This is a genomic window from Comamonas sp. wu1-DMT (genome assembly GCF_040187805.1).
Classification (GTDB): Bacteria; Pseudomonadota; Gammaproteobacteria; order Burkholderiales; family Burkholderiaceae_C; genus Comamonas; species Comamonas thiooxydans.
In genome coordinates this window covers 45,750-71,789 of record NZ_JBANEM010000002.1, presented here as the reverse complement: position 1 = coordinate 71,789, position 26,040 = coordinate 45,750, and the positions used below count along the sequence as shown (strand labels likewise).

Below are 26,040 nucleotides of genomic sequence, written 5' to 3'. Positions count from 1 at the left end.
TGTGGCGAGGATGCCGCGATTGAGGGATTCCTTATCGAAGCTGCTATCAGAATCAGTTACGCTCGCAGGTTGGTGTCATCGTATGTCTGATGTAACAACAAGCGTCTAGGAATCGTACCGGAATGAAGTTCACTCCCATCGCAGCGCTGGTCATGTCGAGTCTGGCGGCCTTTGCCCAGAGCGCATCCGCGCAAACCGGTGCGGAAGGTCGCATGAATTTTTTGCGCGATTCCAGAGCCGCCACATCGGGCCCCCAGTTTGAATTCAGTCGTCTGCAATACGGCCCGCTGCCGATTGCAGGCTCGCGCGTAGCCTCCACGGCCGGTCCGCTGCAGGCTGCCGAGCGCGGCGATGCCAAGGCGCAGAACCAGCTGGGCGAGATGTATGTGCATGGACAGGGCGTGCCCCAGAATGCCGCCACGGCCGCGCAATGGTTCCGCAAGGCCGCGGCCCAGGGACATGCGGGTGCCCAGAACAGCCTGGGGGCGCTGTATGCCAACGGCCAGGGCCTGCCGCAGAACTATCGCGAGGCTGCCCAGTGGTATGGCCGCGCGGCGCAGCAGAGCAATGCCGTGGCCCAGTACAACCTGTCCCACCTCTATCAGGAAGGTCTGGGCGTGCCCCAGAGCTTCAGCACCGCAGCCCAGTGGCTGGAAAAATCTGCCGCTCAAGGCCATGTGACGGCCCAGTTCGAGCTGGGCCAGCGCTACCTCAAGGGCAATGGCGTGGCCGTGAACTACATGACGGCTGCCGACTGGTTCAAGAAAGCGGCCGATCAAGGCCATGCGGAAGCGCAGAACCAGCTGGGCTCCATGCTGTCCGACGGCGTGGGCGTGAAGCTGGACCCCGTGCAGGCCGCTCAGTGGCTGCAGCGCGCTGCCGAGCAGGGCGATGCCAGGGCCCAGAACAGCCTGGGCCGCATGTATATGGATGGCGTGGGTGTCCCGCGCGACTACAAGCTGGCGGCTTCCTGGTTCCAGAAGAGCGCCGAGCAATGGAATGCCGACGGCCAGAACCATCTGGGTCGTCTGTATCTCTACGGTCTGGGTGTGGAGCAAAGCCCAGCCTATGCGGCGCAATGGTTCCAGCGCGCGGCCGACCAGAATCATGCCGATGCCCAGTACAACCTGGGCACCATCTATGCCGAAGGCCTGGGCACGCCCCAGAACTACGGCACGGCTCTGCAGTGGTATCAGAAGGCGGCCGAGCAAGGTCATGCTGCTGCCATCAACAACGTGGGTACGCTGTACGCCGAAGGCCGTGGCGTTGCGCAGAACTATGCGACGGCCATGCAGTGGTTCCGCCGCGCGGCCGACAAGGGCGATGCCTCGGCCCAGTTCAACCTGGCGCGTCTGTATGCCGATGGCCAGGGCAGTGCCGCCAGCCCCGCTCAGGCGATGAAGTGGTATGCGGCGGCAGCCGAGCAAGGCCATTCCGGTGCGCAGAACCGCCTGGGTGTGATGTACGCCGAAGGCCAGGGCGCTGCGCGCGACTACGGCAAGGCCGTGCAGTGGTATCAGCGTGCGGCCGAGCAGGGCGATGCCGCCGCCCAGTACAACCTGGGCATGGTCTATGCACAGGGTCAGGGCGTGCCGCGTGACAATGCCAGGGCCTACTTCTGGTACAACTTGGCGGCCATGGAGCTGGGCGGCGATGCCGCCAAGCGCCGCGATGAAGCGGCCAACAAGCTCAGCATTGCCCAGGTAGCCGAGCAGCAGAACAAGGCGCTGGCCTGGCAACCCAAGCGCTGATTGCCGCTTTGCACTCAGGCACCCAAGCGCTTCCCTCGAGAAGCGCTTTTTTATGCCGGCCGGCTCTCGCCATGGTTCAAATCATGGCTCGAATGCAGCGATCCAGCGCAGGCTGGCTGCCAGATCAGCCTGCCCGGACAGCGCTTTGTGCGGCCGGTGATTTCTAAAACCATGGAGACAACAATGAAGAAGACTTCAATGAACATACTGGCCGGCCTGATGGCTGGTGCAGGCCTGCTTTTGTCCGCGAGCGCACAGGCTCAGGACGCCTTTCCGATCAAGCCGATTCGCATCGTGCTGGGCTTTCCCGCCGGCGGCCCGCTGGACCAGCATGCCCGTCTGCTGACCGACAAGCTGCAAGGCGTGCTCGGTCAGCCGCTGGTGGTGGATTACAAGCCCGGAGCGGGCGGCTCGGTGGGGGCGCAGGACGTGATGCGCTCGCCCGCCGACGGCTACACGCTGATGCTGGCCAATACCGGCGTGATGGTCATCAACCCTGCGCTCTACAGCAAACTGCCCTACAACACGCTCAAGGATTTCACACCGATTGCCCGCACCGCCATGCAGCCGCTGGCGCTGCTGGTCAATAACAAGGTGCCGGCCAAGACGCTGACCGAGTTCACTAGCTATGCCAAGGCCAACCCCGGCAAGATCAACTTCGGCTCGGCCGGCAACGGCGGCATCAGCCATCTGGTGCCCGAGATGTTCAAGAGCGCCGCAGGCGTGGACCTGGTGCACATTCCCTACAAGGGCAGTGCGCCTGCGTTCACCGATCTGATCGGCGGCCAGGTGCAGTTCATGGCCGAGAGCATTCCTCAGGCTGCGGCCTATCACAAGCAGGGCAAGGTGCGCGCTCTGGCCGTGACCAGCAAGGAGCGCAACCCCGCGCTGCCCGAGGTGCCGACCGCCATCGAGTCCGGCCTCAAGGGCTTCGAGGTGGTGGGCTTCTATGGCTTCCTCGCGCCTGCCGGCCTGCCCAAGGACGTGACGGCCAAGCTCAGCAATGCCTTCCAGCAGGTGATGAACATGCCCGATGTGAAGAGCCGCATGGTGGAGCAGGGCGCCGACCCGGCCTTCCTGGGCTCTGAAGCCTTCGGCAAGTTCCTGGCCGGCGAGACGCCGCGCTGGGCGGCAGCCGTCAAGGCCTCGGGCACGAAACTGGATTGACACCCCCTGAGGCCCTTGCGCGGCTGCCCTGATTTGTCAGTGCCAGTATTGGAGGTGGTGAACGCAAAAAAGCCCGGTCACTTTGGGTGGCCGGGCTTTTGTTTTGCTATGGGTATCGAAGCTGTTTGCGCTTGATTTGAAAGGACTCCAGCATTGATTGATGCTGAAATTCAAGGTGGATCTGCGTAAGCAGCTACTGATTTACAGCTGATCGCCTGTCTGCGCGGGGCTGAACATATCCACGCGGTCGGTGATGATGCCGTCCGTGCCCAGGTCGATCAGGCGTTGTGCGGCCCATTGGTCGTTGACGGTATAGCTGCTGCAGTAGAGGCCTGCGCCATGCACCTTGGCCACCAGCTCGGGTGTCCACAGCGCATGGTTGAGCACCATGGCGCTGCAGTCCAGCTCCAGGGCCAGCTTCAGGTCGGCGTCGCCGCTGGCGTCGGCCAGCTTGTCCACCAGCAGGCCGCGCGGAATATGGGCTGCGGTCTCGCGGGCGCCCTTGAGCGATTCGGACTTGAACGAGGTGAACAGCGGCTGTACCTCGGTTTGCGGCCAGATGCGCTGCATCAGCTCGCCGCAGGCGCGGCCGGTTTCCAGTTCCTGGCCCGGGGTCGGCTTGATTTCCACATTCAGGTGCAGATGGTTGGCCAGGCACCAGCGTGCCAGGGCCTCCAGCGTGGGCAGGGCTTCGCCCGCATAGGCGCGCGAGTGCCAGCTGCCAGCGTCGAGCTGGGCGATCTCTCCCATGCTCAGTGCGCCGCCAATGCCGTGGCCGTTGGTGGTGCGCTCCAGCGTGGCGTCATGCATCAGAAACAGCACGCCGTCCTGGCTGAGCTTGGCATCGCATTCAAAAAAGCGGTAGCCATGTTGCGCGCCCAGACGGAAGGCGCTCATGGTGTTCTCAGGTGCCAGCTTGCCGGCGCCGCGGTGGGCCACCCAGCGGGGATAGGGCCAGGGTTTCAAAGCAGTAGTCATGATCAATCCAACAAAGGTTTGCGGCTCAACACTTTTCTGCGAGTTTGGCGCTGCGCCTGGAGCAGGCAGCATTCAAACAGGAGACACCGAGGAAGGGCCGCCCCGCACCGAGGGTGTCGTCCCCCTCCGGCGCTCGCGCCAGAGAGGGGGAAGCGGCGAAGCCGCTCAGGGGGAGTTTCGATTTAGGCGCGTTTGCCGGTTTCGGCGTTGAACCAGTGCAGGCGGTCTTCGCGTGCCGAGATGCGGGCCGTTTCACCGGGCTTGGGATAGGGCTTGCCTTCTTCCACGCGCACGGTGACGTCTTCGTCGCCCACCTTGCCGTAGAGCAGGCGTTCGGCGCCCAGCAGTTCCACGGTCTGGACCTTGAACTCCACGCCGCCGGCTTCCACCAGGTCGATATGCTCGGGACGGATGCCCAGGATCATGCCGGGCTTGCCGTTGGGCGAGTGCTTGAGCAGGTTCATGGGAGGAGAGCCGATGAAACCTGCCACAAAGGTAGAGGCGGGCGTGTGATAGACCTCTTCGGGCGTGCCGAACTGCTCCACATTGCCGCCGTTCATCACCACCATGCGCTGGGCCAGGGTCATGGCCTCGACCTGGTCATGGGTCACGAACAGGCTGGTGATGCCCAGCTCGGCGTGCAGCTTCTGGATTTCCAGGCGGGTCTGGCCGCGCAGCTTGGCGTCCAGATTGGACAGGGGTTCGTCGAACAGAAAGACCTGGGGCTGGCGCACGATGGCGCGGCCCATGGCCACGCGCTGGCGCTGGCCGCCGGAGAGCTGGCGCGGCTTGCGGTCCAGCAGATGGCTCAGCTCCAGAATCTTGGCAGCCTTGTCCACGCGGCGCTTGATCTCGTCCTCGGGCACCTTGGCGAGCTTCAGGCCGTAGGCCATGTTCTCGTAGTTGCTCATATGGGGGTAGAGCGCGTAGTTCTGGAACACCATGGCGATATTGCGCTTGGCGGGCTCCAGGTCGTTGACCTTGTTGCTGCCGATCAGCAGGTCGCCGTCGGTGATTTCTTCGAGGCCGGCAATCATGCGCAGCAGGGTGGACTTGCCGCAGCCCGAGGGGCCGACCAGCACGATGAATTCGCCGTCGTTGATTTCGACGTTGATGCCGTGAATGACGGGTACGGCGGACTTGCCGGAGCCGTAGCGCTTGACGATGTTCTTCAGGGAGATGGATGCCATGAGAGGTATTCCAGGTATTCGTTCAATGGGTCAAAAGAAGGTGGTGGAGGCAGTGGGGGCGAGCTTTATTTCTCGGTATCCACCAGGCCTTTGACAAACCACTTTTGCATCAGCATCACCACGGCTGTCGGGGGCAGCATGGCCAGAATGGCGGTCGCCATCACAATGTTCCAGTCCACGGCGGCTTCACCGCCGGCCAGCATGCGCTTGATGCCGATCACCACGGGGTACATGTCTTCCGAGGTGGTCATCAGCAGCGGCCACAGGTACTGGTTCCAGCCGTAGATGAACTGGATCACGAACAGCGCGGCAATCGAGGTCTTGGACAAGGGCACCAGGATGTCCTTGAAAAAGCGCATGGCGCCGGCGCCGTCGATGCGCGCGGCCTCCACCAGCTCGTCCGGCACGGTCAGGAAGAACTGACGGAACAGGAAGGTGGCGGTTGCCGAGGCAATCAGGGGAAGGGTCAGGCCAGCGTAGCTGTTGAGCATGCCCAGCTCGGCCACGACCTTGTAGGTGGGCAGGATACGCACTTCCACGGGCAGCATCAGCGTCAGGAAAATCGCCCAGAAGCAGACCATCTTGAACGGGAAGCGGAAGTAGACGATGGCAAAGGCCGACAGCAGCGAGATGGCGATCTTGCCCACGGTGATGACCATGGCCACGACAAAGCTCACCCACATCATCTGCACGACATTGGTGTTGGAGCCGAGCTTGCCCGAACCGAGCAGGGCTTCGCGGTAGTTTTCCCACATATGCGAGCCGGGCAGCAGCGGCATGGGGGACTGCACGATGGCGTCCGCAGTATGGGTGGATGCGACCAGCGCCAGATACAGCGGAAAGGCCACGATGGCCACGCCCAGCAGCAGCACGGCGTGGGAGATGAAGGCAAGCCAGGGATTACGATCGACCATGATCAGTACTGCACTTTCTTTTCAACATAGCGGAACTGGATCACAGTCAGCACGACAACAATCAGCATCAGGATCACGGACTGGGCTGCGGAGCCGCCCAGGTCCAGCGCCTTGAAGCCGTCCTGGTAGACCTTGTAGACCAGAATCGATGTCGACTGGCCGGGGCCGCCCTGCGTGGCTGCATCAATGATGCCGAAGGTGTCGAAGAAGGCGTAGACGACGTTGATCACCAGCAGGAAGAAGGTGGTGGGCGAGAGCAGCGGCAGCTGGATGTTCCAGAAGCGGCGCCATGGGCCGGCACCGTCGATGGACGCGGCTTCGATCAGTGCCTTGGGAATGGACTGCAGCCCGGCGAGGAAGAACAGGAAGTTGTAGGAAATCTGTTTCCACACCGAGGTGATGACGATCAGGGCCATGGCCTGGTTTTCGTTCATCAGATGGTTCCATTCATAGCCCAGCTTGCCCATGTAATGGGTCACCACACCGATGGAGGGCGAGAACATGAAGACCCACAGCACGCCTGCGATCACGGGAGCCACTGCGTAGGGGATGATCAGCAAGGTCTTGTAGACCATGGCAAAGCGGATGATGCGATCCGCAAAGATGGCCAGAGCCAGCGAAACGGCAATGCCGACGCCGGCCACCAGCACGGAGAACAGTGCTGTGCGCTTGAAGGAATTCAGATAGGTGGGGTCGGCGAACAACTGGCGGAAGTTGTCCAGGCCAACCCATTCGGTACTCATGCCGAACGCGTCTTCCATCTGGAATGACTGGAGCACAGCCTGACCGGCGGGCCAGAAGAAGAAGATGCCGATGATCAGTAGCTGGGGGGCGATCAGCACCCAGGGAAGCCACTTGGATCGGAAAAGAACGCGTTTTTCCATGAGGAGTTACAAATAAAAAAAACCGCCGGAGCCTGGGTGCAGTCAACGGGGTATTTGGGGGTGCAGAGCCTTGTTTGAAGGCCCCGCAGGCCTTGGCGGCACCCTTGCGGGTGCCTGGAGGGTTTACTGTTTGTAGGAGCGCTCGAAGCGAGCCAGCAGTTCGTTGCCGCGGCTCACGATGGAGTCCAGCGCCTGCTTGCCGGTCTTCTTGCCAGCCCACACCTGTTCGAGTTCTTCGTCCTCGATGGTACGGATCTGCACGTAGTTGCCCAGACGGATGCCGCGCGAGTTGTCGGTCACCTTGCGGATCATCTGCGTCACGGCGGTGTCGGTGCCGGGGTGCTTGGCGTAGAAACCGGACTTTTCGGTCAGGTCATAGGCCGCCATGGTCACGGGCAGGTAGCCGGTGCGCTGGTGCGAAGCGGCCTGCACCTTGGTCTGCGACAGGAACTCGAAGAACTTGGCCACGCCCTTGTACTCTTCGGCCTTCTTGCCTGCCATGACCCACAGCGAAGCGCCGCCGATCACGGTGTTCTGGGGAGCGCCCTTGACATCGGGGTAGTAGGGCAGGGGAGCCAGGGCGTAGTTGAACTTGGCGTTCTTGGCCACGTCGCCGTAGAAGCCGGACGAAGTCTGGATCATGGCGCACTCACCGGCGGTGAACGAAGCCTGGGAAGTGGAGGCACGACCCTTGTAGACAAACTCGCCGGCCTTGGCTGCTGCGGCCAGGTTGTCGATGTGCTTGACGTGCAGAGGCGAGTTGATCTTCATGCGCGCCTTGTAGCCGTTGGCGCTCAGACCGTTGTGCTCGGTGGCGAATTCCACGTTGTGCCAGGTGGAGAAGGACTCCAGCTGGGTCCAGCCTTGCCATGCCAGGGTCATGGGGCAGCTGTGGCCGCTTTCCTTGAGCTTCTTGGCGGCAGCAAAGACTTCGGGCCAGGTCTTGGGGGCGACGTCGGGGTTCAGGCCGGCCTTCTTGAAGGCGTCCTTGTTGTAGTAGAAGATGGTTGTCGAGCTGTTGAAGGGGAAGCTCAGCATCTGGCCGTTGGGGGCCGTGTAGTAACCGGCCACGGCGGGGATATAGGCCTTGGGATCGAAAGCGACGCCGGCGTCATGCATCACCTTGCCCACGGGCACGGTCGCGCCCTTGGAAGCCATCATGGTGGCGGTACCCACTTCAAACACCTGCAGGATGTGAGGGGCGTTGCCCGAGCGGAAGGCTGCAATCGCGGCCGTCATGGATTCGTCGTACACGCCCTTGAACGTGGGCACGACCTTGTAATCCTTCTGGCTTTCGTTGAACTGCTTGGCCAGGTCATTGACCCACTCGTTATTCACGGCAGTCATCGAGTGCCACCATTGGATTTCGGTGACGGCTTGTGCCGAGAAAGTAGTAGCGGCGACGGCGGCGGCCATGGCCAGTTGCTTGAATTGCATGAAGGCTCCTCTAACGATCGTTGACGAAATATGCGGTGATGCACACTAAGTCATCCGTATGACATATGGATGTCATTGTTTGCATGGGCAACGCGCCGCACCATGGGCAGAACCCGCAGTCACAAGCCTTTGTATGACGATCCGGTGACATTTGATGGTGCGCGAAGCTGCGCCATTCTAGGTCAACGGCATTTCGTTTGTTGTTGGTAGTCTTTCGTATTGAGTTGTTTTTGATTCGGAAATGTATGATTTTTGTCTAAATAGCCTATGAAAGATTCATCTACCCTTTGGCTGCGTGCAGCGGTGAACGGGTTCGCAGCGCCTTTGTGCACTGTCATTCAGCGAATCGCCGGGGAAATGTCGGTGGGGCTTGCTGCTTTGGCGATAGCAGGGCTGGCCACTCAGAACCCATAGCAAAGCATGGCTGAGCCTCCGTCGCTTAAAATCGTCATCCCACTGGCTTAGGGGCGCCACACAGAGGGCGCCCGACACGGTCTACCCCCATGAATGTACCGATTGCGTTGGCTGCCGCCCTCCAGGCCCAGGCTGCCGAACCCGCACGACTGCGCGAGATTCCCTATAACTACACATCGTTCTCTGACCGTGAGATTGTGATTCGTCTGTTGGGCTCATCCATGTGGGATGTGCTCAATCAGCTGCGTCAGGAACGCCGTACCGGCCGATCCGCCCGCATGCTCTACGAAGTGCTGGGGGATATCTGGGTTGTGCAGCGCAATCCCTATCTTCAGGACGACCTGATCCACAACCCCGACCGCCGCAAGTCGCTGGTCGAGGCGCTGGAGCATCGCCTGGCCGAGATCGACAAGCGCCGCGAGCCCAACGAGGATGCGCTGCGCGATCAGCTGGTGGGTCAGCTGGTGGAAGCGGCCCACCGCGCCGTGCATGAATTCAACGCCACTTTTGTCGAGGCCGAGCAGCTGCGCCGCCGCGCGCAGAAGACGCTGCGTCGCTATACCGCCAAGGACAACATCAAGTTCGACGGTCTGTCGCGCGTGGCCCATGTGACCGATGCGACCGACTGGCGCGTCGAATACCCGTTTGTCGTGCTGACGCCCGATACCGAAGCCGAGATGGCCGGTCTGGTCAAGGGCTGCATCGAACTCGGTCTGACCATCATTCCGCGAGGAGGCGGTACCGGATACACGGGCGGCGCCATTCCTTTGACCTGGCGCTCGGTGGTCATCAACACCGAGAAGCTGGAAGCGCTGACCGAAGTCGAGATGCGCATGATTCCCGGCGTGGATCACGAAGTGCCCACCATCTACTCCGAAGCCGGTGTGGTGACCCAGCGTGTGGCCGATGCGGCCGAGCGCGGCGGCTTTGTGTTCGCCGTGGACCCGACCTCCATCGAGGCCTCCTGCATAGGCGGCAATATCGCCATGAACGCGGGTGGCAAAAAGGCCGTGCTCTGGGGTACTGCCCTGGACAATCTGGTGTCCTGGCGCATGGTCACACCCGATGCGCAGTGGCTGGAGGTCACACGCCTGGATCACAACCTCGGCAAGATCCATGATGCCGAGATGGCCTGTTTCGAGCTGAAGTACTTCGAGGCGGACGGCAAGACCCATGTGCGCACCGAGCGCCTGGACATCCCCGGCCACACCTTCCGCAAGGAAGGCCTGGGCAAGGACGTGACCGACAAATTCCTCTCGGGCCTGCCCGGCATCCAGAAGGAAGGCACGGACGGCCTGATCACCAGCGCGCGCTGGGTGGTGCACCGCATGCCGGCGCATACGCGCACCGTTTGCATGGAATTCTTCGGCAATGCCAAGGATGCCGTGCCCTCCATCGTCGAGATCAAGGACTATATGTTCGCCGAGCAAAAGCGCTCGGGCGTGCTGCTGGCCGGCCTTGAACACCTGGACGACCGCTACCTCAAGGCCGTGGGCTACGCGACCAAGAGCAAGAAGGGCAACGGCCGTCTGCCCAAGATGGTGCTGCTGGGCGATATCGCCGGTGACGATGCCGACGAAGTGGCCCGCGTGGCTGCCGAGGTGGTGCGCATCGCCAATTCGCGCAACGGCGAGGGCTTTACCGCCGTCAGCGCCGAGGCGCGCAAGAAATTCTGGCTGGACCGCAAGCGCACGGCAGCGATCTCGCGCCACACCAACGCCTTCAAGATCAACGAAGACGTGGTGATTCCGCTGCCGCGCATGGCCGAGTACACCGATGGCATCGAGCGCATCAATATCGAGCTGTCGCTGCGCAACAAGCTCAAGCTCTGCGACGAGCTGAGCGGCTTTTTCAAGCACTCCGATCTGCCCCTGGGCAAGAGCGACGATGCCGGCGACATCCCCAGTGCCGAACTGCTGGAAGACCGCGTGCAGCAGGCTTTGGCGCTGGTGGCCGAGGTGCGCGAGCTCTGGCAGGGCTGGCTGGACGGCGTGGCCACCCTGTTCCCCGAGCTGCAGGATCACCGCCTGCGTGCGAGCTGGAAGACCCAGCTCAAGGAGCCGCTGTCCAAGATTTTCGCGGGCGCTGCCTTCCAGCCGCTGCGCGAGTCCGTCAACGAGATTCACCAGACTGTGCTCAAGGGCCGTGTCTGGGTGGCCTTGCACATGCACGCCGGCGACGGCAATGTGCACACCAACATCCCCGTCAACTCCGATGACTATGAAATGCTGCAGACCGCGCACGAAGCCGTGGCCCGCATCATGGAGCTGGCGCGCAGTCTGGACGGCGTGATCTCGGGCGAGCACGGCATCGGCATCACCAAGCTGGAATTCCTCTCGGATGCCGAGCTGGCTCCGTTTGCCGATTACAAGAAGCGTGTGGACCCCGAAGGCCGCTTCAACAAGGGCAAGCTGATCCGCAACGAAGAGTGGGATGCCCTGGCGCACCAGAGTCACGACGGTCGCTCGCCGCGCGAGTCGCTGATGTTTGCCGATCTGACCAATGCCTACACGCCCAGTTTCGGCCTGATGGGTTATGAATCCATCATCATGCAGCAGTCGGACATCGGCGCCATCGCCAACTCCGTCAAGGACTGTCTGCGCTGCGGCAAGTGCAAGCCCGTGTGCGCCACCCATGTGCCGCGCGCCAATCTGCTGTACTCGCCGCGCAACAAGATCCTGGCTACCTCGCTGCTGGTGGAGGCCTTCCTCTACGAAGAGCAGACACGCCGTGGCGTCTCCATCAAGCACTGGCAGGAATTCGAAGACGTGGCCGACCACTGCACGGTCTGCCACAAGTGCTTCAACCCCTGCCCGGTCAAGATCGACTTCGGCGACGTGACCATGAATATGCGCAATCTGCTGCGCAAGATGGACAAGAAGAGCTTCCGTCCCGGCAACAAGCTGGCCATGGCCATGCTCAATGCCACCAACCCCGACACCATCAAGTTCATGCGCACGGCCATGGTGGGTGTGGGCTTCAAGGCCCAGCGCCTGGCGGCCGACGTGCTGGGGGCTGTCGCCAAGAAGCAGACCGCACATCCGCCCGCATCTGTGGGCACGGCTCCCATCAAGGAGCAGGTGATTCACTTCATCAACAAGAAGCTGCCCGGTGGTCTGCCGACCAAGACGGCGCGCGCCTTGCTGGATATCGAAGACAAGGATTACGTGCCTATCATCCGCGACCCGCAGGCCACCAAGTCGGACACCGAGGCAGTGTTCTACTTCCCCGGCTGCGGCTCGGAGCGCCTGTTCAGTCAGGTGGGTCTGGCCACGCAGGCCATGCTCTGGCATGCCGGCGTGCAGACCGTGCTGCCGCCCGGTTATCTGTGCTGCGGCTATCCCCAGCGCGGTTCGGGCCAGTTCGACAAGGCCGAGAAGATGATCACGGACAACCGTGTGCTCTTCCACCGTGTGGCGACCACGCTCAACTATCTGGACATCAAGACCGTGGTGGTGAGCTGCGGTACCTGCTATGACCAGTTGCAGGGCTACCAGTTCGACAAGATCTTCCCCGGCTGCCGCATCATCGACATCCACGAATATCTGCTCGAAAAGGGCATCACGCTGCAGAACAAGGGTGCTTACCTGTACCACGACCCCTGCCATACGCCCATGAAGCAGCAGGACCCGATGAAGACCGTCAAGGCCTTGATGGGCGACAACGTGCTCAAGAGCGAGCGCTGCTGCGGCGAATCCGGCACGCTGGGGGTGACGCGTCCCGATATATCCACGCAGATCCGTTTCCGCAAGACCGAGGAGATCCGCAAGGGCGAGGCCGCGCTGCGCGACAACGGTCAGCTCGGCGCCCAGGACAACGTCAAGATCCTGACCAGCTGCCCCAGCTGCCTGCAAGGCCTGAGCCGCTATGGCAACGATCTGAACAACGGTCTGCTCGAAGCCGACTACATCGTGGTCGAGATGGCGCGTGACATTCTGGGCGAGAACTGGATGGCCGAGTATGTCAATCGCGCCAACCAGGGCGGTATCGAGCGTGTGCTGGTGTGATGCCCCCTGAGTCGCTCCGCGCCTTTCCCAAGGGAGGCCGGGGCGGTCCTGCCTCGGTGTCTCCGGCCTATGCTGGGGTCACATCGAGAAGCATTGCAATGGAGATTTCAGATGCTGGTTGAAAATTGTCCTCTGTGTGCAACCGATGGCGGCGCATTGATCTGGAGCGGTGAGAAGCTGCGCGTGATCCGCGCAGCGGAAGCTGGCTTTCCGGCCTTCTATCGCGTGGTCTGGAATGAGCATGCTGCCGAGTTCTCGGATCTGAGCGCGGCGGATCGCATTGTCTGCATGGATGCCGTGGCCCTGGTGGAGCGCGTGCTGCGCGAGCAACTGGCTCCAACCAAGATCAACCTGGCGGCTCTCGGTAATATGGTGGCGCATCTGCACTGGCATGTGATTGCGCGCTATGACTGGGACAGCCACTTTCCCGCTTCGGTCTGGGCAGCGGCCCAGCGCGAGCGCAATGAAGAGCGCGAAGCTGAGATCGCCCGCCAGCTGCCGCAGGTGGATGAAGTGCTGCAAAAGGCGTTGGCCCTCTGGGCCGCGTGATGTTTTTCATCTCCGTCGGGAGATTCAAAGGGCAGCTTGAGGCTGCCCTTTTATGCATTGATTAGGAGAGAACCATGGCAGGACTGCAAGCCAATACTCCCACCCCCCAGTCATTGACCGTGCATGGCGCATCGCGCGTGCTGGAGGTTTCTTATTCGGACGGCAAGACTTTCCGCATCCCGTTCGAGCTGCTGCGCGTGTACTCGCCCTCGGCCGAGGTGCAAGGCCATGGCCCGGGCCAGGAAGTGCTGCAGACCGGCAAGCGCGATGTGGGCATCAACACCATAGAGCCGGTCGGCAACTACGCCATCAAGCCCTTCTTCAGCGATGGGCACGAAAGCGGTCTGTACACCTGGGAATACCTCTACCAGCTGGGCAGCCAGCAGGATGCTCTGTGGCAGCAATATCTGCAGCGCCTTGAAGAGGCCGGGATGGAGCGCGACACGCCCATGCCCGAGAAGGGCGCCGGCGGTCATGGCTGCAGCGTGCATTGAGCTTTGACTCCCAGGGGCTTGCATGTCGGCTCAAAAGCCGGCAGCAACGTCCCGTACACGCCACATAGCCCATGCGTACGGTACAGGGTTATTGAGGCTGGTGCTATATTTCCAATAGCTGGCAGCGCATGTGAAATAAGCGCTCAAGGCGAATTCTTTCAAAAAACCATAGTGCTTCAAAGCCTGTAGCCATACGGGGTTGTCGCTGTACGCGCAAGCACTGCCTGCTTAGCATTCTTTGTTATGAGCTCCACACACTTCGGATTCCAGACTGTTGATGAAAGCGAGAAGGCATCGCGCGTACGCGGTGTGTTCGACTCCGTGGCTTCCAAGTACGACGTCATGAACGACGTGATGTCGGGCGGTCTGCACCGTGCCTGGAAGGCTTACACGCTGATGGTGGCCAACCTCAAGGAAGGCGACAAGGCGCTGGACATCGCAGGCGGCACAGGAGATCTGTCCCTGGCTTTTTCCAAGAAGGTGGGAGCTAGCGGTCAGGTGGTGCACACCGACATCAACGAAGCCATGCTGCGCGTGGGGCGTGACCGCCTGACCGACAAGGGCGTGATCCTGCCCACGCTGGTCTGCGATGCTGAAAAGCTGCCCTTCCCCGACAACTATTTCGATCTGGTCAGCGTGGCCTTCGGTCTGCGCAATATGACGCACAAGGATGCAGCGCTCAAGGAAATGAACCGCGTGCTGCGCCCCGGCGGCAAGCTGCTGGTGCTGGAGTTTTCCAAGGTGGCCAAACCGCTGGAGAAAGTCTATGACTGGTACTCGTTCAAGATTTTGCCGACCATGGGCAAGATGATTGCCGGCGATGCCGAAAGCTATCGCTATCTGGCGGAGTCCATCCGCATGCACCCAGGCCAGAAGGAGCTCAAGGCCCTGATGCAGCAATGCGGCTTTGGCCATGTGGACTATCACAACATGACAGGAGGCGTCTGTGCCTTGCATGTGGGAATCAAATGTTAAATGCGCCCTGTGCGCAGATTTGTAGCGACTTTCTATAAGAAGGGAGATGAGATGAAGAAACTTTGGTCAATCGCCTTGGTGGCAATGCTGGTGGTGGCACATGGTCAGGCCGATGCAAAACGCATGGGCGGTGGCTCATCGTTCGGCAAGCAGTCGGGCAACGTCACTCAACGCGAAGCGTCTCGTGCTCCCGCTCAGAATACCCAGCAGGCTCCGCAGCAGAGTGCGGCGCAGCAAAACCGTGCTGCTCCGCCTGCAGCGGCTCCGGCTGCTGCACCCAAGAAGCCATGGGGCGCCATGCTGGGCGGCCTGGCCGCAGGCCTGGGCCTGGCCTGGCTGGCCAACTCGCTGGGCATGGGCGAAGCCTTTGCCAATATGCTGATGTTCGGTCTGCTGGCCATGGTGATCATGGTGGTGGTTGGCATGATCATGCGCCGTCGCAAGGCAGCGCCTGCCGTGCAGAGCACCAGCAGTCCATTCGCCTTTCAGGGCGCAGGCAATCTGGGCGGTGATGTGAATGCACCTCAGGCACGCCAGTACAACCCCGAAAAAGTGGGCAATGACGCGTCGGCTCGTCCTTGGGAACAGAACCATATTCCCGAAGCCGCAGCTGCAGCTGGCGGCTCCATGATCGGCTCTGCCCTGTCGGGTTCGCAGAACTGGGGCGTGCCTGCAGACTTCGATGCCGAAGGCTTTCTCACGGCAGCCAAGCGCAACTTCGTGACGCTGCAGTCGGCCTGGGACAGGTCCGACATCACCACTCTGCGCTCGATGATGACCGACGAGATGCTCGCGGAAATCCGCAGCCAGCTGTCCGAGCGCGAGAGCCAGCGTGCCGGTGAACCCAACCACACCGACGTGTTGATGATCGATGCGCAACTGCTGGGCATCGAAGATCTGGGCAATGGCTATATGGCCAGCGTCGAGTTCTCCGGCATGATCCGCGAAGAGGCATCGGCAGGCCCCAGCCCCTTCCGTGAAGTCTGGAACATGACCAAGCCCAAGAGTGGCACCAGCGGCTGGCTGGTGGCAGGCGTGCAGGCGCTGCAATAAGCGCCGCAGGAGGAGATTGCTCGCGGCCCATGCAAGGGGCACCGAGCAAGGGCCGCCCCGCAGCGATGGTGCCGTCCCCCTTGGGGGGAAGGCGCAAAGCGCCACAGGGGGGAATCAATTTCATGAATAATCGGGGACTATGGCAACACAGTCCCCTTTTTCTTTTCTGGGCGGTCTCGTCGAACGCGTGATGGCCGGTCCCCAAGCTCCCGAATGGCTGGTGAGTGAAATGCACCAGCGTCTGGTGCTTTTCCTCAATCACGTGCTGATGCAGGAAAAAGAGGCCATGGACCGCCTCGTGCGCCAGAAGGGGCGTATTGCGCGCGTGCAATGGCGCCAGTATTCGGTCGCCTTGCTGGTCACTCCTGCTGGCCTGTTCGACGTGGCTCCTGCGGAGGCCGCACCCGATCTGATGCTGGAAGTCACCGAGACCTCTCCTCTGTCGCTGGCTCAGACGGCCTTGCGTGGCGACAAGCCCAGCATTCGCATCGAAGGCGATGTGCAGTTTGCCGCCGAGATCAATTGGCTGGTGGATAACGTCAAGTGGGATGTGGAGGAAGATCTGGCTCGCCTGATTGGCGATGTGCCGGCCCACACCATTGGCAAGGTGGCACGCACGGCCGCACAGGGGCTGCGTCAGTTCGTCGGCGCACGCATGGGCAGCAAGTCTGCCTCTGCTGCCGATGTCGCCAATCCTGCCGGCACGGCACCCGTGGCAGCCATGCCCGGGGCCGATTACACACAGCCATGAGCCGCTTTCTGCGAGGCTGGGCCATCCTCTGGGTGGTGTTTCGTTATGGACTCGACGAGCTGGTGCTCTCCGGGATTCCGCATCCGCGCCTGCGCAGCCTGCGCGGTGTGCTGACCTTTGGTCGCAAGCTGGACAAGCCGCGTGGCGTGCGCCTGCGCGAAGCGCTGGAGGAGCTGGGCCCCATCTTCGTGAAGTTCGGTCAGGTTCTGTCCACCCGCAGCGACCTGATGCCGCCCGATGTGGCCGAGGAGCTGGCCAAGCTGCAGGATCGCGTGCCGCCGTTCGATTCCCAGATCGCGGTGGACACCATCGAGCGTTCCTTTCGCAAGCCGCTGGAGCAGATCTTCATCAGCTTCGAGCGTGAGCCCGTGGCCAGCGCGTCCATCGCCCAGGTGCACTTTGCCAGGGTTCGCGACAAGGCTGGCGTCGAGCACGATGTCGCCGTCAAGGTGCTGCGCCCGGGCATGAAGTCCGTGATCGACAAGGATCTGGCACTGATGCACATGATGGCGAGCTGGCTGGAAAAGCTCTCCCATGATGGCAAGCGCCTCAAGCCCAAGGAAGTGGTTGCCGAGTTCGACAACTATCTGCATGACGAGCTGGACCTGATCCGCGAAGCCTCCAATGCCGCGCAACTGCGCCGCAATATGGAAGGGCTGGATCTGGTGCTGATCCCTGAGATCCACTGGGATTACTGCCACACCGATGTGATGGTGATGGAGCGCATGAAGGGCGTGCCCATCAGCCAGGTCGAGCGCCTGCGCGAAGCCGGCGTGGACATCCCCAAGCTGGCGCGCGATGGCGTGACCATCTTCTTTACCCAGGTGTTCCGCGACGGCTTCTTTCATGCCGATATGCACCCGGGCAACATCATGGTCAGCCTGGAGCCCGATACCTTCGGACGCTATATCTCGCTGGACTTCGGCATCGTCGGCACGCTGACCGAGTTCGACAAGGAATATCTGGCGCAGAACTTCCTGGCCTTCTTCCGCCGCGACTACAAGCGCGTTGCCGCCTTGCATGTGGAAAGCGGCTGGGTGCCTGCCACGACACGCGTCGAGGAGCTGGAAGCAGCCATCCGCGCCGTCTGCGAACCTTATTTCGACCGGCCGCTGGCCGAAATCTCGCTGGGCATGGTGCTGATGCGCCTGTTCCAGACCTCGCGCCGTTTCCAGGTCGAGATCCAGCCCCAACTGGTGCTGCTGCAAAAGACGCTGCTCAATATTGAAGGCCTGGGGCGTCAGCTCGACCCCAACCTCGATCTGTGGAGCACGGCCAAGCCGTTTCTCGAGAAATGGATGCTGGACCAGATGGGGCCGCAGCGCCTATGGCATGAGCTGCAGGCACAGGCGCCGCGCTACGCCAAAATTCTGCCCGACATTCCGCGCGTGCTGCACCAGTATCTGTCCAGGCACGGAGCCGGCAATGACAGCGAGACCCTGCTCAAGGAGCTGCTGCAGCAGCAGAAAACGACCAACCGTCTGCTGCAGGCCATCCTCTGCGGCGGCATCGGTTTCGTCATCGGTCTGGTGGTGCTGCAGGTTCTGCTGCGCATCCGCTTCTGAGCTTTCCCTTTCTTTAGAGTTCGAGGAGTGCCAGCGTGCTGCTCTCATTGGTGATCGTCTACCTGTTAGTGACCATCGGCATTGGTCTGTGGGCCGCCAGACGCGTGAAGAACACGGCGGACTTCGCCATTGCCGGCCGTCATCTGCCGCTCTACATGATCATCACCACCACCTTTGCGACCTGGTTCGGGTCCGAGCTGGTGCTGGGCGTGCCAGCCAAGTTCATCGAAGGCGGTCTGCATGCGCTGGTGGAAGATCCGTTTGGCGCGGGCATGTGCCTGATTCTGGTGGGTGTGTTTTTTGCGGCCAAGCTCTACCGCATGAATCTGCTGACCATCAGCGACTACTACCGCTCGCGCTATGGCCGAGCTATCGAGGTGGTCTGCTCGCTGATCATCATGCTCAGCTATCTGGGCTGGGTTTCGGCCCAGGTCACGGCGCTGGGCCTGGTGTTCAACCTGCTCTCGGGCGGTGTCGTCAGCATTCCCATGGGCATGACGATAGGCGTGCTCTCCGTGCTGGTCTACACGCTGTTCGGCGGCATGTGGTCCGTGGCAGTGACGGATTTCGTGCAGATGATCATTCTGGTCGCCGGCCTGCTGATACTGGCCTTCTTTGCCGGTGACATGGCGGGCGGCGCGGGCAAGGTGGTCGATCTGGCCACCAGCCGCGATCTCTTCAAGTTTCTGCCCGAGCCCTCGCTGCATGAAATCGTCTTCTTCATCGGTGCTGCCGTGACCATGATGCTGGGCTCGATTCCGCAGCAGGACATCTTCCAGCGCGTGATGTCGGCAGACACCGAGAAATCGGCCGTGCGCGGCACCATCATCGGTGGCGCCTGCTATGTGATCTTTGCCTTCGTGCCCATGTTCCTGGTGGCCAGTGCGCTCATCATCATGCCCGCCGAAGCCACGGCCCTGCTGGCCGATGATCCGCAGAAGGTGCTGCCCACCCTGGTGATGGACAAGATGCCGTTTGCCATGCAGGTGCTGTTCTTCGGCGCGCTGCTCTCGGCCATCAAATCCTGCGCGTCGGCCACCTTGCTGGCTCCCAGCGTGACTTTTACCGAGAACATCTGGCGCCAGTTCCGTCCCTACACCACGGACAAGGACAATCTCAGGACCATGCGCATCAGCGTGCTGGTGTTCGCGGCCTGCGTGCTGGCCTATTCGATAGCCATGGAAGGCACGCCCATCTATGAGCTGGTCGCCAGCGCCTATCAGGTGCCGCTGGTGGGGGCCTTCGTGCCGCTGGTGTTCGGCCTGTACTGGAAGAGGGCCACCACCCAGGGCGCCATCAGCGCCGTGGCGCTGGGCATCGGTGTGTGGCTGGTATTCATGGTCACGCCTGCGCTCAACCAGGCTTTTCCACAGCAGCTGGCTGGTCTTTTGGCTGCGGTTGCCGGCATGCTGGCAGGCTCGCTGCTGCCGCAGTGGATCAGCAACCATCACCGTGAAATAGAGTCCTTTGTCGAGATCAAGGCTTGAGAGTGCAAACCGGCTGCACCGGGGCTTGCTTGCGCAGCGCAGCAAAACCAGGGGCGGCGCCTATAATTGAGGGTTTTTGCACTTCCCCCGTTTTTAGCGCTATGCCTATCTATGCATACAAGTGTGGCTCCTGCGGTCACGCCAAGGATGTGCTGCAGAAAATCTCGGACGCGCCGCTGACCGTGTGCCCAGCTTGCGGGGCCGAGGCCTTTTCCAAGCAGCTCACCGCTCCGGGCTTTCAGCTCAAGGGTTCTGGCTGGTATGCCACGGACTTCAAGAACAGCGGCAGCAAGCCGGCTGCAAGCACCTCTTCATCCAGTGACAGTGCCGCAGCCCCTGCTCCCGCAGCTGCTGCAGCCCCTGCCCCTGCGCCCGCCAATTCCTGAGGCTTACCCACACTATGTCTGCATTGCGCAAGTGGCTGATTGCCGGTTTGCTGGTCATCGTTCCCCTGGTGATCACGCTGGGCGTGCTCAACTGGATCATCGGAACGCTGGATCAGACGCTGGCCATTCTTCCCGAAGCCTGGCAGCCCGACAGATTGCTGGGCATGCATATTCCGGGCTTTGGCGTTATTCTGACCTTGCTGATTCTGCTGCTCGTGGGCGGCATTGCCAGCAATTTCATCGGCCGCAAGCTGGTGGGCTGGGGTGATGCGCTGGTGCGCCGCATTCCTGTGGTGCGCTCCATCTATTCCAGTGTCAAGCAGGTCTCGGACACCGTGTTCTCCGACAGCGGCAACGCTTTTCGCACGGCAGTGCTGGTGCAGTGGCCGCGCGAGGGCGTATGGACCGTGGCTTTCGTCACAGGCCAGCCCAGCGGTGAAGTGGCGGCTTTGCTGCGCGATGAATATGTGAGCGTCTTCGTGCCCACCACGCCCAACCCCACCGGGGGTTACTTCGTGCTGGTGCGCAAGAGCGAGTGCATCGAGCTGGAGATGAGTGTGGATGCGGCGCTCAAATACATTGTTTCGATGGGCGTGGTGGCTCCGCCAGACCTCGCCCTGATCGAAGAATCCAAACAAACAACCTTGTCGCACCCCTAAGGTGCAGGAAGAATTTTCATGGCAATGCGTTCTCAATACTGCGGTCTGGTGACCGAAGCCCAAATGGGCGAAACCGTGACCCTGTGCGGCTGGGTGAACCGCCGCCGTGACCATGGTGGCGTGATCTTCATCGACCTGCGCGACCGCGAAGGCTATGTGCAGGTGGTTTGCGACCCCGACCGCGCCGAGATGTTCAAGGTGGCCGAAGACGTGCGCAACGAGTTCTGCGTGCAGGTCAAGGGTGTGGTGCGTGCGCGTCCCGCCGGCACTACCAACGACAAGCTCAAGAGCGGTCAGATCGAAGTGCTGTGCCATGAGCTGAACGTGCTCAACGCTTCCGTCACGCCTCCTTTCCAGCTGGACGATGACAATCTGTCGGAAACCGTGCGCCTCACGAATCGCGTGATGGATCTGCGCCGTCCCGTGATGCAGCGCAATATGATGCTGCGTTACAAGACCGCCATCCAGGTGCGCAACTTCCTCGACAAGGAAGGCTTCATCGACATCGAGACTCCCATGCTGGGCAAGTCCACGCCCGAAGGCGCCCGCGACTACCTGGTGCCCTCGCGTGTGCATGACGGTGAATTCTTCGCTCTGCCCCAGTCGCCCCAGCTGTACAAGCAGATGCTGATGGTCTCGGGCTTCGACCGCTACTACCAGATCACCAAGTGCTTCCGCGACGAAGACCTGCGCGCTGACCGCCAGCCCGAATTCACGCAGATCGACTGCGAAACCTCCTTCCTGAACGAAGAGGAAATCCGCGCCATCTTCCAGCGCATGATCAAGGAAGTGTTCCAGACCCAGCTGAACGTGGATCTGGGCGAGTTCCCCATCATGACTTACCAGGACGCGGCCTTCCGCTTCGGTTCGGACAAGCCCGACCTGCGCGTCAAGCTGGAGTTCACCGAGCTGACCGACATCATGGGCGATGTGGACTTCAAGGTCTTCTCCACCCCCGCCACCACCAAGGGCGGTCGTGTCGTGGCCTTGCGCGTGCCCGGCGGTGCAGCCATCTCGCGTGGCGAGATCGACGGCTACACCGAGTTCGTCAAGATCTACGGTGCCAAGGGCCTGGCCTGGATCAAGGTCAACGAAGTGGCCAAGGGCCGTGAAGGCCTGCAGTCGCCCATCGTCAAGAACCTGCACGATGCAGCGATTGCCGAAATCCTCAAGCGCACCGGCGCGCAGGATGGCGACCTCATCTTCTTCGGCGCCGACAAGGAAAAGATCGTCAACGACTCCATCGGCGCCCTGCGTCTGAAGGTCGGCCACAGCGAATTCGGCAAGAAGAGCGGCCTGTTCGAAGACAAGTGGGCGCCTCTGTGGGTGGTGGACTTCCCCATGTTCGAGCATGACGAGGAATCCGGCCGCTGGGTGGCCGTGCACCACCCCTTCACCTCGCCCAAGGATGGTCACGAAGACCTGATGGACACCGATCCCGGCAAGTGCATTGCCAAGGCCTACGACATGGTTCTGAACGGCTGGGAACTGGGCGGTGGCTCGGTGCGTATCCACCGTGCCGACGTGCAGGCCAAGGTGTTTGAAGCCCTGAACATCACGCCCGAGCAGCAACGTGCCAAGTTCGGCTATCTGCTGGACGCGCTGCAGTACGGTGCGCCCCCCCCACGGCGGTCTGGCCTTCGGCCTGGATCGTCTGATCACGCTGATGACCGGCTCCGACTCCATCCGCGACGTGATTGCCTTCCCCAAGACACAGCGCGCCCAGGATCTGCTGACCCAGGCTCCCTCGCCCGTGGACGAGAAGCAGTTGCGCGAGCTGCACATCAAGCTGCGCAACCCCATGGTGGTCACCACCGAGGCTTGATTCCCAAGCTCCCCGTGAACAGCGCCGGTCGCTGTTCACACCCGGGCGCCAGTTCGCGAAAGCGGCTGGCGCTTTTTTTATTGCTTTGAAATCGGGAGCTGCTTGCGCCTGTCAATCTTGAAATTCAGATGGTTTTCAGTCTGAATTCACTGAATGGAGAGCGATTGAAGCTATGAATATTGATGGCTATCAAGCAGCAGGGCGACTCAGCCTGCTGTCATGCTGGCCGCGCTAATATGCTGCGATGGAAGTCAGGCCCTACAAGATTCCGCAGTCCGTGCTGGTCGTGATCTACCGCGAAGACGGGCAGGTGTTGCTGCTGCGTCGAAGCATTGCCGCGCCCGAGGGAGAGCCTTTCTGGCAATCCGTCACGGGCAGCAAGGACAGCCTGGACGAGGACTGGCATGAAACCGCCGTGCGCGAGGTGCTCGAGGAAACCGGCATCGATGCGCTGGCGCCGGACTGTTGCCTGACCGACTGGGAACTCGAGAACGTCTACGCCATCTATCCGCAATGGCTGCATCGTTACGCGCCGGGCGTCAGCCATAACCAGGAGCGTGTCTTCGGCCTCCGTGTGCCGCATCACATGACCGTGCACTTGAATCCCAGGGAGCACACCGGACATGATTGGCATGATTGGCGTGAGGCAGCCCAGCGCTGCTTTTCTTCTTCCAACGCAGAAGCTATTTTGCTGTTGCCGCGCTTCGAGCCGGCGCTGGTCGAGCGCCGCTGCAGGCCGCAGCCTTGAAACCAACAGTGCCTATGTCTGAAGTTCAGTTGTTTACGCCGCCAGAGCCGCAGATCCTGCGCGTGGCCACCTACAACATTCACAAGGGTGTGCAGGGCCTGGGCCCTGCCAGGAGGCTGGAGATTCACAATCTGGGACTCGCGGTGGAACAGCTCGATGCGGACATCGTCTGCCTTCAGGAGGTTCGCAAGATGAACCGCAAGGAGGAGCAGTATTTCGACCGCTGGCCCAATGTGCCGCAGGCCGAGTATCTGGCTCCCGAAGGCTACGAGTCCGTCTATCTGACCAATGCCTACACCCGGGACGGCGAGCACGGCAATGCGCTGCTCAGTCGCTGGCCCGTGATCGGCTACCAGCATGAGGACATCTCTGACCACCGCTTCGAGCAGCGCGGCCTGCTGCATGTGGAGCTGGACATCCACGGTAAGCGCGTGCACTCCATCGTCGTGCACCTGGGTCTGATTCCGGGCAGCCGCATTCGCCAGATTGCGTTGCTGCAGCGTTTCATCGAACGCGAGGTGCCGCCCAATGCGCCGCTGGTGGTGGCGGGCGACTTCAATGACTGGGGCAACCAGATCAAGCGCATGCTGGCGGGTTTCGGCCTGTTCGAGTACGAGGAAACGCAGGGCATTCTGACCTACCCTTCGCGGCTGCCGATTGCGCAGCTCGACCATATCTATGTGCGCGGCCTGACCCCGCTGGGGCTGCAGGTGCCCAAGGGGCGCATCTGGTGGCGCATGTCGGATCATCTGCCGCTGATCGCAGAGTTCAAGCTGTAGCGGCCCTGATCCCGGCCCCGCGCCTGCTGCTCGGGCGGGCGCGACAGCCTCGCCGCGCGGCGGCGCTTGCTCGCTGTCTCCGGTCGGGTGCATGCTTATTTTGAGATTGCTCCTGAAACCATAGCTTCCAACGCCTTGTAAACATGCATCTGGACGGCAAATCCTTTGTAGCTTCGGGAAGTTGATTCACTGGTACCATTCTTGAATGTTCAGAGATCTCGCCGACATGAAAAAAGACAACTCAGCCGAAGGAACACCCGTTTCGGTCAAGATCCGCGAGCGGCTGCAGGCAGCTAAGAAACGTTTCCACGCCAACGACAACATTGCCGAATTCATTGAGCCCGGCGAGCTGGAGAAGCTGCTGGACGAGGTGCAGGAGAAGATGCAGGGCGTGCTCGACTCCATGGTCATCGACACCGTGCATGACCACAACACGCGCGCCACGGCCCGCCGTGTGGCCAAGATGTATGTGAATGAGGTGTTCCGCGGCCGTTATGTGCATCAGCCGGCCATCACTGAATTCCCCAATGCCGAGCATCTGAACGAGCTGATGATCGTCGGCCCGATCACCGTGCGCAGCGCCTGCAGTCACCACCTGTGTCCCGTGATCGGCAAGATCTGGATCGGCGTGCTGCCCAACAAGAACACCAATGTGATCGGTCTGTCCAAGTACGCGCGTCTGGTGGACTGGATCATGGGTCGCCCGCAGATCCAGGAAGAGGCCATCATTCAGCTGGCCGACCTGATCATGGACAAGACCCGACCCGACGGGCTGGCCGTGGTCATGGAGGCCTCGCATTTCTGCATGTCCTGGCGCGGCGTGCGCGAGATGGATTCCAAGATGCTGAACTCCGTCATGCGCGGCGCTTTCCTCACCAACTCCGAACTGCGCCGCGAATTCCTGTCGCTCATAGCAGCTAGAAAATAAATGATCCCCCTGTGGCGCTTCGCGCCTTCCCCCGAGGGGGGACGACGCCTTCGCTGCGGGGCGGCCCTTGCTTGGCGTCTCTCACATGTGCTGCGCCAGTTTCATCACGCACTGGCCATGTTCGGCCAGATGAAGCACTGAATTTTTCCTTTCAAAAGGCTGCGCATCGCGCGGCCTTTTGCATTTCCGGCTCTCATGTCCCTGCAAGCGTTCACTCTCATCATTCTGGCCGGCCTGATCCATTCGGGCTGGAATATCGTGGCCAAGAAGGCGGGTGGAGATGCCCGTTTTTCGCTCTACACCGCCATCTGCAATGCCGTCATCTGGTTGCCGCTGGGCTGGTGGCTGGGCAAGGATGTGGTGCCGGGCTGGGGCTGGATGGAGTGGGCCTTCGTCACCGCCAGCGCCGTGCTGCATGTGGCTTATTTCGTGGTGCTGCTGCGCGGCTACCGCGTGGCCGATCTCACCGTGGTCTATCCGCTGGCGCGCGGCAGCGGGCCACTGATCTCATCGCTGGTGGCGGTGATGTTTTTGGGGGAACAGATTTCAACGCTGGGGGCTGCCGGCATTGCGGGCGTTGTGCTGGGTGTGTTCCTGATCGCGGGCGGTCCGCGCATGATCGTGGCCATTCGCGACGGACAGGACCTGGAGGCGCGTCAGCGTGTGCTCGCGGGCCTCTACTATGGCCTGCTGACGGGCTTGTTCATTGCCAGCTACACCGTGGTGGACAGCTATGCCGTCAAGATGCTGCTGATGTCGCCGATTCTGGTGGACTATATGGGCAACCTGATCCGCCTGGTGATTCTGGCGCCGCTGGCCGCCAGGGACTGGCCCGAGACCAAGCGCCTGTGGCGTCTGCAGTGGCGTTACGCGGCAGTGGTGGCTTTCTTCAGCCCCATTGCCTATGTGCTGGTGCTCTATGCCGTGCAAAGCGCGCCCATCTCCCATGTCGCGCCTGCGCGCGAGGTGTCCATGTTGTTCGCAGCGCTGATCGGCGGCAGGTTGCTGGGCGAGGGCGACCGGGCCCTGCGCATTGCCGGGGCCGTGATGATTGCCCTGGGCGTGACGGCACTGGGGCTGGGTTGAAGTGAGTCGTTTG

The 26,040-nt window shown here is 61.6% G+C and carries 21 protein-coding genes and 1 pseudogene; 17 read left to right on the top strand and 5 right to left on the bottom strand.

Annotated elements, in window-relative coordinates:
- Nucleotides 1–122: 122 nt before the first annotated feature.
- Together V8Z78_RS04400 and V8Z78_RS04395 are read left to right on the top strand one after the other, a co-directional pair.
- Complete coding sequence (locus tag V8Z78_RS04400) at nucleotides 123–1,751, top strand: tetratricopeptide repeat protein (protein WP_057091566.1); 1,629 nt, start codon at nucleotides 123–125, stop codon at nucleotides 1,749–1,751.
- Between the two features lie 183 nt (nucleotides 1,752–1,934).
- The gene (locus tag V8Z78_RS04395; RefSeq protein ID WP_349730993.1) at nucleotides 1,935–2,918 is read left to right on the top strand and encodes a Bug family tripartite tricarboxylate transporter substrate binding protein; all 984 of its coding nucleotides are present in this window, start codon (nucleotides 1,935–1,937) and stop codon (nucleotides 2,916–2,918) included.
- A gap of 201 nt (nucleotides 2,919–3,119) precedes the next feature.
- On the opposite strand, the gene ugpQ is transcribed toward V8Z78_RS04395, so the two are convergent.
- The 5 genes from ugpQ to ugpB all read right to left on the bottom strand — a co-directional run bounded on the left by ugpQ (nucleotide 3,120) and on the right by ugpB (nucleotide 8,321).
- Nucleotides 3,120–3,896 (bottom strand): glycerophosphodiester phosphodiesterase, encoded by a 777-nt coding sequence (gene ugpQ, locus V8Z78_RS04390; RefSeq protein ID WP_034362157.1) that lies wholly within the window; start codon nucleotides 3,894–3,896, stop codon nucleotides 3,120–3,122.
- Between the two features lie 182 nt (nucleotides 3,897–4,078).
- Nucleotides 4,079–5,086 (bottom strand): sn-glycerol-3-phosphate import ATP-binding protein UgpC, encoded by a 1,008-nt coding sequence (locus V8Z78_RS04385; RefSeq protein WP_279087373.1) that lies wholly within the window; start codon nucleotides 5,084–5,086, stop codon nucleotides 4,079–4,081.
- A 65-nt stretch (nucleotides 5,087–5,151) separates the two neighbouring features.
- A complete protein-coding gene (gene ugpE, locus V8Z78_RS04380) occupies nucleotides 5,152–6,000 on the bottom strand; it encodes a sn-glycerol-3-phosphate ABC transporter permease UgpE (RefSeq protein WP_003065986.1) in 849 nt (282 codons plus the stop codon).
- Between the two features lie 2 nt (nucleotides 6,001–6,002).
- Nucleotides 6,003–6,884 (bottom strand): sn-glycerol-3-phosphate ABC transporter permease UgpA, encoded by an 882-nt coding sequence (gene ugpA, locus V8Z78_RS04375; protein ID WP_003065988.1) that lies wholly within the window; start codon nucleotides 6,882–6,884, stop codon nucleotides 6,003–6,005.
- Between the two features lie 123 nt (nucleotides 6,885–7,007).
- Complete coding sequence (ugpB, locus tag V8Z78_RS04370) at nucleotides 7,008–8,321, bottom strand: sn-glycerol-3-phosphate ABC transporter substrate-binding protein UgpB (RefSeq protein ID WP_003065990.1); 1,314 nt, start codon at nucleotides 8,319–8,321, stop codon at nucleotides 7,008–7,010.
- Nucleotides 8,322–8,824: 503 nt separating this feature from the next.
- Between ugpB and V8Z78_RS04365 the strand changes: the two genes are divergently transcribed.
- The 15 genes and pseudogenes from V8Z78_RS04365 (at nucleotide 8,825) to V8Z78_RS04295 (ending at nucleotide 26,027) form a co-directional block, all read left to right on the top strand.
- The gene (locus tag V8Z78_RS04365; protein ID WP_034357568.1) at nucleotides 8,825–12,742 is read left to right on the top strand and encodes a DUF3683 domain-containing protein; all 3,918 of its coding nucleotides are present in this window, start codon (nucleotides 8,825–8,827) and stop codon (nucleotides 12,740–12,742) included.
- A gap of 111 nt (nucleotides 12,743–12,853) precedes the next feature.
- Nucleotides 12,854–13,291: an HIT family protein gene (locus V8Z78_RS04360; RefSeq protein WP_034389225.1), complete on the top strand. Its 438-nt coding sequence runs from the start codon at nucleotides 12,854–12,856 to the stop codon at nucleotides 13,289–13,291.
- A 74-nt stretch (nucleotides 13,292–13,365) separates the two neighbouring features.
- Nucleotides 13,366–13,785 carry a gamma-butyrobetaine hydroxylase family protein gene (locus V8Z78_RS04355; protein WP_003065996.1) on the top strand — a complete coding sequence of 140 codons (420 nt, stop codon included), beginning with the start codon at nucleotides 13,366–13,368 and terminating at the stop codon, nucleotides 13,783–13,785.
- Between the two features lie 243 nt (nucleotides 13,786–14,028).
- The gene (ubiE, locus tag V8Z78_RS04350; protein ID WP_003065997.1) at nucleotides 14,029–14,760 is read left to right on the top strand and encodes a bifunctional demethylmenaquinone methyltransferase/2-methoxy-6-polyprenyl-1,4-benzoquinol methylase UbiE; all 732 of its coding nucleotides are present in this window, start codon (nucleotides 14,029–14,031) and stop codon (nucleotides 14,758–14,760) included.
- Between the two features lie 51 nt (nucleotides 14,761–14,811).
- Nucleotides 14,812–15,813 carry a Tim44 domain-containing protein gene (locus V8Z78_RS04345; protein ID WP_034362179.1) on the top strand — a complete coding sequence of 334 codons (1,002 nt, stop codon included), beginning with the start codon at nucleotides 14,812–14,814 and terminating at the stop codon, nucleotides 15,811–15,813.
- 139 nt (nucleotides 15,814–15,952) lie between these two features.
- The gene (locus V8Z78_RS04340; protein WP_003065999.1) at nucleotides 15,953–16,564 is read left to right on the top strand and encodes a hypothetical protein; all 612 of its coding nucleotides are present in this window, start codon (nucleotides 15,953–15,955) and stop codon (nucleotides 16,562–16,564) included.
- The gene (ubiB, locus tag V8Z78_RS04335; RefSeq protein WP_003066001.1) at nucleotides 16,561–18,129 is read left to right on the top strand and encodes a ubiquinone biosynthesis regulatory protein kinase UbiB; all 1,569 of its coding nucleotides are present in this window, start codon (nucleotides 16,561–16,563) and stop codon (nucleotides 18,127–18,129) included. The genes V8Z78_RS04340 and ubiB overlap by 4 nt, the downstream gene beginning before the upstream one ends.
- Nucleotides 18,130–18,164: 35 nt before the next feature.
- A complete protein-coding gene (locus V8Z78_RS04330) occupies nucleotides 18,165–19,616 on the top strand; it encodes a high affinity choline transporter 1 (protein WP_349730992.1) in 1,452 nt (483 codons plus the stop codon).
- Nucleotides 19,617–19,717: 101 nt separating this feature from the next.
- A complete protein-coding gene (locus V8Z78_RS04325; RefSeq protein ID WP_003066005.1) occupies nucleotides 19,718–20,002 on the top strand; it encodes an FmdB family zinc ribbon protein in 285 nt (94 codons plus the stop codon).
- 14 nt (nucleotides 20,003–20,016) lie between these two features.
- The gene (locus tag V8Z78_RS04320) at nucleotides 20,017–20,661 is read left to right on the top strand and encodes a DUF502 domain-containing protein (RefSeq protein WP_003058473.1); all 645 of its coding nucleotides are present in this window, start codon (nucleotides 20,017–20,019) and stop codon (nucleotides 20,659–20,661) included.
- 18 nt (nucleotides 20,662–20,679) lie between these two features.
- Nucleotides 20,680–22,486 (top strand): annotated as a pseudogene (gene aspS / locus V8Z78_RS04315) (aspartate--tRNA ligase).
- A gap of 244 nt (nucleotides 22,487–22,730) precedes the next feature.
- A complete protein-coding gene (gene nudB / locus V8Z78_RS04310; protein ID WP_349730991.1) occupies nucleotides 22,731–23,234 on the top strand; it encodes a dihydroneopterin triphosphate diphosphatase in 504 nt (167 codons plus the stop codon).
- Between the two features lie 14 nt (nucleotides 23,235–23,248).
- The gene (locus V8Z78_RS04305; RefSeq protein WP_003066010.1) at nucleotides 23,249–24,013 is read left to right on the top strand and encodes an endonuclease/exonuclease/phosphatase family protein; all 765 of its coding nucleotides are present in this window, start codon (nucleotides 23,249–23,251) and stop codon (nucleotides 24,011–24,013) included.
- 205 nt (nucleotides 24,014–24,218) lie between these two features.
- Entirely contained in the window at nucleotides 24,219–24,941 is a 723-nt protein-coding gene (gene folE / locus V8Z78_RS04300; RefSeq protein WP_003073932.1) for a GTP cyclohydrolase I, read from the top strand.
- Nucleotides 24,942–25,136: 195 nt separating this feature from the next.
- Nucleotides 25,137–26,027, top strand: coding sequence for an EamA family transporter (locus tag V8Z78_RS04295; protein WP_003066016.1), 891 nt, complete (start codon nucleotides 25,137–25,139; stop codon nucleotides 26,025–26,027).
- Nucleotides 26,028–26,040: the final 13 nt, after the last annotated feature.